The organism is Massilia varians (assembly GCF_027923905.1).
GTDB classification, from domain to species: domain Bacteria; phylum Pseudomonadota; class Gammaproteobacteria; order Burkholderiales; family Burkholderiaceae_D; genus Telluria; species Telluria varians_B.
On the sequence record NZ_AP026966.1, the window covers coordinates 2,181,963 to 2,193,334 of the forward strand.

8 protein-coding genes and 1 pseudogene are annotated in these 11,372 nt (G+C 65.7%); 4 read left to right on the forward strand and 5 right to left on the reverse strand.

Going from position 1 to position 11,372, the window contains the following annotated elements; all coding sequences use genetic code 11:
- Positions 1-23: 23 nt before the first annotated feature.
- Both MasN3_RS09990 and MasN3_RS09995 read left to right on the forward strand, forming a co-directional pair.
- On the forward strand, positions 24-1,280 hold the full coding sequence (locus MasN3_RS09990; protein WP_370662355.1) for a PQQ-dependent sugar dehydrogenase: 1,257 nt from the start codon (positions 24-26) through the stop codon (positions 1,278-1,280).
- A gap of 108 nt (positions 1,281-1,388) precedes the next feature.
- Positions 1,389-1,958, forward strand: a complete 570-nt coding sequence (locus MasN3_RS09995; RefSeq protein ID WP_281913866.1) for a hypothetical protein — start codon at positions 1,389-1,391, stop codon at positions 1,956-1,958.
- Positions 1,959-2,214: 256 nt separating this feature from the next.
- On the opposite strand, the pseudogene MasN3_RS10000 reads toward MasN3_RS09995, so the two are convergent.
- The 5 genes and pseudogenes from MasN3_RS10000 to MasN3_RS10020 form a co-directional block, all read right to left on the reverse strand.
- Positions 2,215-3,642 (reverse strand): annotated as a pseudogene (locus MasN3_RS10000) (IS1182 family transposase); the annotation flags it as partial.
- A gap of 173 nt (positions 3,643-3,815) precedes the next feature.
- Positions 3,816-5,075, reverse strand: a complete 1,260-nt coding sequence (locus MasN3_RS10005) for a c-type cytochrome (RefSeq protein WP_281913867.1) — start codon at positions 5,073-5,075, stop codon at positions 3,816-3,818.
- On the reverse strand, positions 5,072-5,797 hold the full coding sequence (locus MasN3_RS10010; RefSeq protein ID WP_281913868.1) for a c-type cytochrome: 726 nt from the start codon (positions 5,795-5,797) through the stop codon (positions 5,072-5,074). Before MasN3_RS10010 ends, MasN3_RS10005 begins: the two co-directional genes overlap by 4 nt.
- A gap of 154 nt (positions 5,798-5,951) precedes the next feature.
- Positions 5,952-6,545, reverse strand: coding sequence for a 3'-5' exonuclease (locus MasN3_RS10015; protein WP_281913869.1), 594 nt, complete (start codon positions 6,543-6,545; stop codon positions 5,952-5,954).
- A complete protein-coding gene (locus MasN3_RS10020) occupies positions 6,545-7,114 on the reverse strand; it encodes a ProQ/FINO family protein (RefSeq protein WP_370662337.1) in 570 nt (189 codons plus the stop codon). Before MasN3_RS10020 ends, MasN3_RS10015 begins: the two co-directional genes overlap by 1 nt.
- 566 nt (positions 7,115-7,680) lie before the next feature.
- Between MasN3_RS10020 and rpoD the strand changes: the two genes are divergently transcribed.
- Both rpoD and MasN3_RS10030 read left to right on the forward strand, forming a co-directional pair.
- Entirely contained in the window at positions 7,681-10,401 is a 2,721-nt protein-coding gene (rpoD, locus tag MasN3_RS10025; RefSeq protein ID WP_281913871.1) for an RNA polymerase sigma factor RpoD, read from the forward strand.
- A 120-nt stretch (positions 10,402-10,521) separates the two neighbouring features.
- Entirely contained in the window at positions 10,522-11,298 is a 777-nt protein-coding gene (locus MasN3_RS10030; RefSeq protein ID WP_281913872.1) for a transporter, read from the forward strand.
- The last annotated feature ends 74 nt before the right edge of the window (positions 11,299-11,372 follow it).

Sequence of the window (11,372 nt, forward strand, 5' to 3'; positions counted from 1 at the left end):
CATCGACTCTCGCATGCCTGGGCATGGCCCTCCTGCTGGGTGCCTGCAGCAAGGAAGGCGGCAAGCTGGCCCACGGTCCGGACCCGAAGCTGCCCGCGCCGGAACGCGGCTTGTTGCCCGATATGAAGATCGCCGAGCCTGCGGAATGGGGCAAGCAGAAGCCGACCGTGCCACAGGGATATACCATCACCGCGATCGCGACCGGCCTGAAGATTCCGCGCCAGACCCTGGTGCTGCCGAACGGCGACATCCTGGTGGCGGAAGGGCGGGGCGGCAACGCGGCCAAGCTCAAGCCCAAGGACGTGATCGCCGGCTATATCAAAGCCCAGGGCAATACCAAGGTCAAGGGCGGCAACCGCCTGACCCTGTTGCGCGATGCCGACGGCGACGGCGTGTACGAGTTGCAGACCGTGTTCGCCGACAAACTGAATGCCCCGTACGGGCTGGCCTTCTTCGACAACAAGCTCTACGTCGCCAACCAGGACGAGCTGGTGCGCTTCGACTACACTGAAGGCCAGACCCAGGCCGGCGGGCCGCCGGTCAGCGTCGCCAGGCTGCCTTCCGAGATCAACCACCACTGGACCAAGGCGCTCACGATCAGTCCCGACGGGCGCTTTCTGTACGTCGGCATCGGCTCGAACAGCAACATCACCGAACGCGGCATGGAAGCCGAAGTCGACCGCGCCATGGTGTGGCAGGTCGATGCCGCTACCGGCGCCCACAAGCCGTACGCGACCGGCCTGCGCAACCCGACGGCGCTGGCGATCCAGCCCGGCAGCGGACAGCTGTGGGCGGTGGTCAACGAACGCGACGAGATCGGGCCGGACCTGGTGCCGGACTACCTGACCTCCGTGCGTCCGGGGGCCTTCTATGGCTGGCCGTACAGCTACTGGGGCCAGAACGTCGACACGCGGGTCAAGCCGGAGGATCCGAAGAAGGTCGCGTCCGCCGTCAAGCCGGACTACAGCCTGGGCGCGCACGTGGCCGCGCTCGGCCTGGCGTTCTCGCTGCCGGCGATGGGCCAGGCCTATGCCGACGGCGTCTTCGTCGGCGAGCACGGTAGTTGGAACCGCGCCGATCCGGTCGGATACAAGGTGATCTTCGTTCCCTTCCGCAATGGCCGTCCAGCGGGCGAGCCGGTCGATTTCGTGTCGGGCTTCCACGGCGCCGACGGCAAGACCCGGGGCCGGCCGGTCGGGGTCACCGTCGATCCGCGCGGGGCGCTGATCGTCGCCGACGACTTGTCGAATACGGTGTGGCGCGTGGTTCCCGCCAAGTAAGCTGGTGCGGCGCGCAGCATGCTTTTATGTCGCATGGATACGAGAAATTCGTATCCATGCGGATACAATGCATGTATTCGCGCAACACGGCCATGGCTGCCGCTTATCATGCTTCACCTGAAACAGCGCCCGCTCAAGCAGCTGGGCTTTGTCGGCATCACCATCATCGCGTTTCTCGGCCTGAACTGGATCAATGAGCTCCTGTTCCTCTTGCTCGAGCAAAGCAGCGGGATCAACTGGGTGTTTCTTCCCGCGGGCATCCGCCTGCTGGCGACGCTGCTGTTCGGGTTTGCCGGCTTTGTCGGCCTGCTGCTGGCGGGCTTCTACCTCAACTTCCACCATTTCGCTTTTACGGATGAAGCCCGGGCGGTGTACGGCGCAGTGGCGGGGGCGGGCGGCCCCTATCTTGCCTATCTGTTCGCCAAGCACTGGTTCGAGCTGGGGCCGCGCCTGAAGAACCTGACGGCAGGGCGGTTGCTGTTTACCGGGGTCTTGTGCGGCGTCATGAGCCCGGCTTTTCACCATGCCTTCATGTGGGTCCAGACCGGCGTGGTGGACTGGACCGCGCTGGCCGCGATGATGGTCGGCGACATCGTCGGCATCCTGGTCGTGCTCTACATTGCGAAGGGCCTGATGACCCTGACCGATCCGCGCGATGTGCAGTCGCAGTTCGATTAGGGAAGGCCTGACAGGCCGTTCGGCATGGCCCCAACAGATGGGTGGGCAGACAAGCGGAAATAGTTCGATGTGTCCGCTATCGACCCAGCCTGTGTAAAAACTCTTCAGCTGGATCCGTAAGCCGAATTGTACGGCTCACGGCCTATCCTGAAGCCTATAGAAGCGCCATAGCCTTGGCCGACCGTTTTCCAGTCCTCGGCAAGACCAGCAGCAAGAATGCTCCAAACAGCCCGGTTTGCGGCAGAAAACGGGCGTACGCCCTGATCGCCGCCAGCATTCCCTGCATGCCAAGCAGCGTGAGCAAGCGATTGAAGTTGTAGGCCAGCACATGCAAGCTCATTTCGCTCTTCACACGCTCCAAGCCTTTCGTTAGAAAATGCGTGGATCCCATCCATGCCTTGATCGTGGCATAGGGGTGCTCGACAGTCGAACGTCGGATGCGCATGGCGTCGGGCGTCTGTTCAAGGCGAGCCAGCATGTCGTCGAGCACGTCCTGATGTTCCCAGCGTGTCACACGCCGCTGTGCGCTAGGTGTGCACCTGTCCTTAAGCGGACAACCCTTGCAGTTCGAGCTCCAGTAGCGGTGATTTGTCATGCCTTTCTCGACGCTAGAAAATCGCCAAATCAAAGCTTCGCCGGCCGGGCAGCGATACTCGTTGTTTTCGGGATCGTAGATGAAGTCGGCTTTGTCGAACCTGCCATCGGCCTTGGCCCCGGAAGTCTTTGTAGGGGGAACCAAAGCACGTATGCCCGCCTCATGACAGGCCAGAATTTCTTCGCCCTTGAAGTAGCCTCGATCGGCAATCGCTGTCAACGTCGTCGTACCGATCGCTGTGCGGGCCTTCTTTGCCATGCCGGACAATTGATCGCGGTCGCTGCCATTGTTGGTGACCTCGTGCTCGACGATCAAATGGTGTTTGGCGTCGACCGCAGTTTGCACGTTATAGCCCACGATGCCTGAACCCCGCGTCATCATCGAGCGCGCGTCCGGATCGGTGAGCGAGATCTGCGTTTCGCCAGTCTTTTCCAGCTTCGCTTCGATTTCCTTAAGCGTAGCCATCTGCGATTTCAGCGCTGCGATCTTGTCGTTCAGGCGAACGCTTTTCGCTTGTGCAGCAGCCGGTTCCTGACGGTCTGCCGTGTCCAGTTCTGCCAGATAGCGGCTGATGTTCGCTTCGATCTCCGCCATCCTGCGCTTGAGCTTGGCATCGGTGAAGTTGCGGTCACTGCTGTTGACGGCCTTGAACTTGCTGCCGTCGATCGCCACGACTGCATCCGAGAACAGGTCCAATTGCTGGCGCAAGACGACGAACTGCCTGCAGACATTACGAATGGCTTTACCGTTGTCTTTGCGGAAGTTCGCTATCGTCTTGAAGTCCGGGGCAAGGCGCCTGGTCAGCCACATCAGCTCGACATTGCGCTGCGCGTCGCGTTCGAGCCTGCGACTTGACTGGATGCGGTTCAGGTAGCCGTAGATGTAGAGCTTGAGCATTACAGCGGGATGGTAGGCTGGCCGGCCGGTCTTTGCGGGTACCACCCGCGCAAACCCTAGGCCAGCTAAGTCGAGTTCATCAACGAAAACATCGACCACGCGAACCGGATTGTCCTCGGTGACGTAGTCATCCAGGTGCTCTGGCATTAGCGTGCCTTGTCCACGGTCTTCGCCCTCGATAAAGCGCTTCATTTGGCACCCCAGTGATGAGATACTTCCTCAACGTTTACCAAGCCGGGTTCGTTTACACAGTCCTGCGTTTTTACACAGCCTGGGCCGATAGCGGACAATGAGTCAGTTCAGTCTACGATACTGCTGCAACCAATACTTAAGAAGTTCTTCAGCCGCCCCGAGCGCCAGCACTGCTAATCGAGCGGCACGCTACGGTAACGGTTGACGTCCGGCGCCGACACCGGCGCCGCGTCGTTGCCCCAGCTGGCGCGCACATACGTCAGGACCGCCGCCACCTGCGCATCGTCCAGCTCGTGGCTGTAGGGCGGCATGCCGTAGGGACGCGGATTGCCGGCGGTGCCGGGCGGGAAGCCGCCATGCAGCACCATGCGGATCGCGTTCACGGCCGGGGTGAGCGTCACCGCGCGGTTGCCGGCCAGCGGCGGATAGGCCGGGGCCTTGCCCTTGCCGTCGGCGCCATGGCAATCCACGCAATACTTGCCGTACAGGCGGCGGCCCTCGGCCAGCAGCGGTTCGCTCGCGCGCTCGCTACTAGCGGCCGGTGTGGTGTCGGAGGCGGGAAGCGACTTCAGGTAGGTCGCCATGGCGCCCAGGTCGGCGCCGTTCAGGTGCTGCAGGCTGCGCGCCACCACCTCGGCCATCGGGCCGGTGGCCGTGCCGCGCGGGGATACGCCAGTCTGGAGCAGGGCGACGATGTGTTCCTTGTCCCAGTCGCCCAGGCCGGCTTCGCCGCTGGCGGTGAGCGAAGGGGCGTACCAGCCGATGGTCGGGATCAGCCCGCCCGAGAGCGTGCTGCCGGCGGCGCCAAGCCGGTTGCGCGTGCTGTGGCAGGCGCTGCAGTGGCCGAGGCCCTCGACCAGGTAGGCGCCGCGGTTCCATTCGGCGCCGCGGGTGGGCTGCGGGGTGAACACGGCCGGGCGGAAGTACAGCAGGCGCCAGCCGGCCAGCAGTGCCTGCTGGTCGTAGGGGAAGTCCAGTTCGTGCGGCTGGTTCGGCCGGCGCTGCGGCGCCAGGCTGCGGAAGTAGGCGAACAGGGCATCCGAGTCGGTGCGCGAGACCCGGGTGTAGTTGGTGTACGGGAAGGCCGGGTAGAGCAGGCGGCCGTCGCGCGACTTGCCGTTGTGCAGGGCATTCCAGAAGTCGTCGGCGCTCCACTGGCCGATGCCGGTTTCCGGGTCGGGCGTCAGGTTGGGGCCGTACAGGCGGCCGAAGGGCGTGTCGATTGCGCGCCCGCCCGCGTAGGCCGGGCCGCCGCGCGCGGTGTGGCAGGCCACGCAGTCGCCGGCACGCGCCAGGTAGGCGCCGCGCGCGATGTTCTCGGGGGTGGCGGCCCAGGCGGCGGGCGAGGTCGCGGGGATGAATTCCTCCCGCGGCCAGGCCAGCGCCACGACGGCGGCGGCAACCAGCGCCAGTACCACGGTGTAGCGTTTCATGGCGCCTCCGGTGCGCTGCCGCAGGCCAGCGGCAGGGGCCGCGCGATCGAGGCTGCCGGCCGCGGGTCGGCGGGGGCGGGCTGGGCCGCGAGCCAGTGCGACACGGCGTTCACGTCTTCCAGCGACATCCTGGCCGTGATCTCGGCCATGCAGTCCGGCGCATGGGCGCGGCGCGCCTTGTTGCGCCAGGCGCCGAACTGCGCGTTCACGTAGTCGCGCGGCAGGCCGAGCAGGCCGGGAATGGTGGGCTCGACGCCGGTCAGGCGCTGGCCGTGGCAGGCCACGCAGGCGGGCAGCTTGCGCGCGCCGTCCCCGTGCATGACCAGCTGGCGTCCGCGCTCGAGCAGCTGCGCCGATGCGCCTCCCGATTCGGCGGCGTGCGCCGCGGGCGCTTGGGCTGCGAAATGACCGGCGATCTCGCGCAGGTAGGCGTCGGGCAGGTGGTCGACCAGGTAGGTCATGAGCGGATACTGGCGCCGGCCGTCGCGGAAGTTGAGCAGCTGGTTGTACAGGTAGCCGGCCGGCTTGCCGCCGATGCGCGGGAAGTAGCTGTCGTTCACCGGATTGCCGCGCGCATCGACGCGCGCATGGCAGGAGGCGCAGGCCAGCAGGCGCTGGGCCAGGGTGTCGGGCACCTGGGCGGACGGGGCGGCCTGCGGCGTGGCCTGGAGGGCGCCCGCGGACAGGATCAGGACTGCGAACAGCATGCGGCGTCGACTCATGGATGAACTCGGCAGTAGCAATGCCGAGATAATAACGCGGAAGGGGCTGTCGTAGGGTGGTCGACTCTGCCGACCGCGCGTTCAGCTCCGGTATGGTTTGCCACAGCGCATCCGATAGTTGGACGCGCGGTCGGCGAAGCCGACCACCCTACGGCTACGAAGCGCGGCGCGGCGGCAGGCTGCTGTCGTCGGCGGGCGGCTGGGCGAGCCAGTGGCGGTACAGGCGCAGCGCCACGTGGGCGTCGTCAGCCGCGTACAGCAGCTGCTTTTCGCTCAGCTGGGGCAGGGCCCAGTTGGTGGTGGTGATGCGGCGCGACTTCTGCAGGCGCTGGCCGAAGAAACGCGCCACCGCGGTCTTGGCGCCGAGCGTGTTGCGCTCGCCGCGCCGGCGCATGGCCGTGGCCAGGTCGAGCACCTTGTGCGCGTCGATGCCGAGCTTGCTGCGCAGGCGCTTCAGGTCGTCGCCCAGGCCGAAGCCGACCTTCAGGATGCGCTCCGATTCGAGCACCGGCTTGAGCACTTCCAGCGCGGTCTGCGCGTTGGCGGCGCTGCCGATCTGGAACAGGTAGGCCAGTTCGTCGGTGGCAAGCTGCACCAGGTGCGGCCCGGTCGAAACCTCGCCCTTGGAGAAGGTCGGCTTGGATTCGGTGTCGAAACCGATCACGTCGGCCTGCGACAGCGCCGCCAGGCGGATGCCTTCGTAGGGCGGCAGCAGCTCGCTTGCGTCGGCGACGCTCGGCCCGGTCATCAGTTGCGCGAGAACTTGGCCGCGAGGGCGTTCAGCTTTTCCTGGCGCTGGCGGTTCGCCTCTTCGGCCGCGGCCGCCTCGCGCTCGGCTTTCTTGCGCTCGGCTTCCTTCTTGAAGCGTTCCTGCAGCTGTTCCTTGGCGTGCTGGCGGTGGGTGTCGGTGACTTCGGCGCCCGGGCTGCCGTCGAGGTTGTAGCGCACTTTGGCCTTTTCCATGGCGCGCAGGTAGCGCATCGAGCCGGTGTGGATGCCGAGCGCGACGCGCATGGCCTTGCGGTTCAGGTCGGGCATCTGCGCCAGCAGCTGCTTGTCGATGCCGATCGCCAGCGGCAGGCAGTCGCGGAAGGCCGGGAACTGCTGTTGCAGCTGCTTGAGCAGGGCGCGGGCGGACGGGGCCGGCGGGGCCGGGGCGGCGGCCGGCGCTTCTGCGGCAGGCGCGTCGCCGGCAGTGCTTTCCTGTGCTGGCGCCGGGGTGGACGTGTCCACGGACGGCGAGTCCGGCGTGTCAGGCGTGGCAGGAGCGGTGGTGTCGACGGTCTCGGCAGCGGTAGTGGTATTCATTGACTTCATTGTAAGAACGGGAAAGCGAAGGATAGCACGGCGCCCGACTGGCAGTGCGGGCCGTATTGTACTTGTTCCATTAATCTTGAGAATTTGATTGAAGATGGGAAGCAGACAGGCAGGCGTGCGGCCGTGAAATCGTGTATGATCCGCCCCTTGCCTTGCGCACGGCTTGCGCCGTCGCAGATGGCCCAGAGGACTGGCGACATACCTGTGACATATTCAGCTTGGTGATATCCCATATGGGATATTTCAATTATCACCAATTCTTGCAATACGGCATAATAGCGCCTTCCTCGTGTTCTTCCCTGAACATGAGATGCAAGCCCGTTTCATCCGACGGGCTTTTTTTCGTTCCGACATGCACACCGTGATTTTAAACACCGTCCATTGCTCCCCAGCCCGCCGCCACCCCGCCAGGAGTGCAGGCCGCCCTGGGGAAGACGTGCTTGAAGTCCACGTGTGCGCCCTCAGCTAGGGCCATCCCGCTTCCAAACCCACACCGGACCCGGCCGAGGGTCCCGCTGACATTGATTCGCAGGCAGCCATATGCCTCGACTGGAGAGAGCTTTACTATGAAAAACACCGCCAAGACACTGACACTGACCGCCAAGAAAGCGCCCGCCAAGGCTACGGCACAGCTGGCAGTGCCGAAAACCGCGACCTCCTACTTCCTCGAAACGGAAGCGGCGGCCAAGGTGACGGTGGTGAAGACCCGCTCGCGCCTGGCCTCGGCCAAGGCCGCGCTGGAAGCGCAGCAGGCACCTGGCGAGGTGGAAGCGGCGGCCAACGAAGCCGTGCTGGACACCCCGGCCGTCGCCGAGCCGGCGGCGCAAGCCGTCGAACCGGTCGCCGAAGTGGTTGCGGAAGCCGCGCCGCCGGCGCCGGTCGCCCAGGCCGAGGCTGCTCCAGCCGCCGAGCCGGCACCCTTCGAAGACTACACGGCCGCCGTGCCGAACGCCGCGGCGACCGTGGTCGTGCGCAAGCGCGGCTCGAAACTGGCTGCTCTGAAAGCCGCCGTTGAGGCGCCGCAGGCCGAGGCCGCGCCTGCCGCAGCAGCGCCGGCAGCCGCCGCGCCGGCCGCGGAGGAAGCGCCGGCCGCACCGAAGGTCGTGCGCACCCGTACCCGCCGCACCGACGCCAACGCACTGCCGGCGCCGGCGGTCCCGAGCACCGCCGTGGGCGCCGTCAGCGCCACCACCGACGCCGCCGCGCTGGCGGCGATCGATACCTCGGGCTACCTGCTGCCGCAGGTGAAGGTTCCGGGCCGCCGCGGCCGCAAGCCGAGCGAGTTCGTGCCGGAGAACGACGAAGTCGCGGCACTGAACGCGGTCGAGCGCGCCGAAATGAAGGCCGCCTCCAAGCTGCGCGAGCGCAAGGCCAAGGGCCTGGCCGGCGTGCTGGGCGGCGAGAACGGCTTCTCGGAAGCGGAACTGGAAAAGCGCCGCCAGCAGATCAAGAACCTGATCAACATGGGCAAGGAGCGCGGCTACCTGACCCACGCCGAGATCAACGACCAGCTGCCGGAAAACATCATCGATCCGGAAGCGATCGAAGGCATCATCGCGACCTTCAACGACATGGGCATCGCCGTCTACGAGCGCGCCCCGGAAGCGGAAATGATGCTGTTGTCGGATAACGTGCCGACCGCCACCACCGAAGACGAAGTGGAAGCGGCCGCCGCCACCGCGCTGTCGACCGTCGACTCGGACTTCGGCCGCACCACCGACCCGGTCCGCATGTACATGCGCGAAATGGGCGCGGTGTCGCTGCTGACGCGCGAAGGCGAGATCGAGATCGCCAAGCGCATCGAAGACGGCTTGAAGGACATGGTGCAGGCGATCTCGGCCTGCCCGACCACGATCTCGGAGATCATCGCCCTGTCGCACAAGATCGCCAGCGACGAGATGAAGATCGACGACGTGGTGGACGGCTTCGTCGACCTGAACGACGCCGCGCCGGCCCCGGCCGCCGCCCCGTCGCGCGCCAGCGATGACGAGGAAGAGGAAGAGGAAGTCGAGGAAGAGGAAGAAGAAGGCGCCGCCAGCGGCGGCGCGGCCGGCTACTCGGCCGAGCAGCTGGCCCAGCTGCGCAAGAGCGCGCTGGAGAAGTTCGCCCTGATCGAGAAGCAGTTCGACCGCATGGGCCACGCCTTCAAGACGGTCGGCTACGGTTCGGAAGAGTATGAAGCGGCCCAGGCCATCATCTCGAACGAGCTGCTGGGCATCCGCTTCACCGCCAAGATCGTGGAAAAGCTGTGCGACACCCTGCGCGGCCAGATGGACGAAGTGCGTTCGATCGAGCGCGCCGTGCTGGACATCTGCGTGAACCGCTGCGGCATGCCGCGCGCCCACTTCATCAAGGTCTTCCCGGGCAACGAGACCGACCTGGCATGGGGCGACCGCGAAGTCGACTGCGCCTACCCGTACAGCGCCGTCCTGAGCCGCAACCTGCCGGCGATCAAGGAACTGCAGCAGCGCATGATCGACCTGCAGGCGCGCGTGGCGCTGCCGCTGGCCGATCTGCGCCGCATCAACAAGCAGATGGCGGCGGGCGAGAAGCGCGCGCGCCAGGCCAAGCGCGAAATGACCGTGGCCAACCTGCGCCTGGTGATCTCGATCGCCAAGAAGTACATCAACCGCGGCCTGCAGTTCCTCGACCTGATCCAGGAAGGCAATATCGGCCTGCTGAAGGCGGTGGACAAGTTCGAATACCGTCGCGGCTACAAGTTCTCGACCTACGCGACCTGGTGGATCCGCCAGGCGATCACGCGCTCGATCGCGGACATGGCCCGTACCATCCGCGTGCCGGTGCACATGATCGAGACCATCAACAAGATGAACCGCATCTCGCGCCAGATCATGCAGGAAACCGGCAGCGAGCCGGACCTGCCGACCCTGGCCGCCAAGATGGAAATGCCGGAGAACAAGGTTCGCGAGATCATGAAGATCGCCAAGGAGCCAATTTCGATGGAAACCCCGATGGGCGAGGACGGCGATTCGCAGCTGGGCGACTTCATCGAGGACAACACCACCCTGGCCCCGCTGGACGCCGCGCTGCACGCCTCGATGCGCAACGTGATCAAGGAAGTGCTGGACTCGCTGACCCCGCGCGAAGCCAAGGTGCTGCGCATGCGCTACGGCGTCGAGATGTCGAACGACCACACGCTGGAAGAAGTCGGCAAGCAGTTCGACGTCACCCGCGAGCGTATCCGCCAGATCGAAGCCAAGGCGATGAGCAAGCTGCGCCAGCCTTCGCGTTCGGACAAGCTGAAGACCTTCCTGCACAACCAGTAATTTTTACCATTTGGTAAAAAATGCCGCTCAGTGTCTGCTGAGCGGCATTTTTTTCGTCCGTGCGTCGTCCGTGCCGGGTTTGCGTTATCTTTTACATAAGATTCCGACCCGGCGCACACCATGAAAGCACCCGCCATCCTCACCGCCGCCGTCGCCCTGTGCGCGGCCAGCGCCCAGGCCCAGGACAAGATCGAGTCCGACCGCCCCGACTTCGTCGAGTCGAGCAAGGTGGTCGGCAAGGGCCGCTTCCAGTTCGAAGCCGGCCTGCTGGTCGAGCGCGAACGCAACGCAGGGACGCGCGAACGCACCCTGTCGACGCCGACCCTGCTGCGTTTCGGCATCGCGGACACGCTCGAATTGCGGGTCGAGACCGACGGCCGCATGAACCGCCACAGCACGGAAGAGGGCCGGCGCACGACTGCCGCCGGCTACGGCGACACGGCGCTGGGCCTGAGCTGGCACGTGCTCGATGGCGGCGAGGGGCGGCCCTCGATGGCCGTGCTGGTCTCGGCCGAGTTCGACAGCGGCTCGCGCGCCTTCCGCGGCGACGGCGTGCGTCCCGCGCTGCGCGTGGTCGGCGAGTGGGAATTGTCGAAGGAGATGACGCTGGGCGTGATGCCCGGCATCGGCGTCGAGCGCGACGAGGGCGGGCGCTACCGCTACGGCATGCTCGGCGTCGCGCTCGAAAAGGAATTCGGCCAGCGCTGGAGCGGCTTTGCCGAAGTGGCGCTGCCGCACATCGCGCGTAGCCGCCATGGCGGCACCGAAGCGAGCTTCGATATCGGCGCCGCCTACCTCCTGTCGAAAGACGTGCAGCTGGACGCCATGCTGTCGCGTGGACTCAACAGCCGCACGCCGGACGTCGCCTTCACCGTCGGCCTGTCGATCCGGCGCTGAGCGCCGTCTCCCCGCAGATCCTCCTTGACCGGGATGTCCTCATGCATCCCAGTTATGCCGCCTGTTCCGAATTT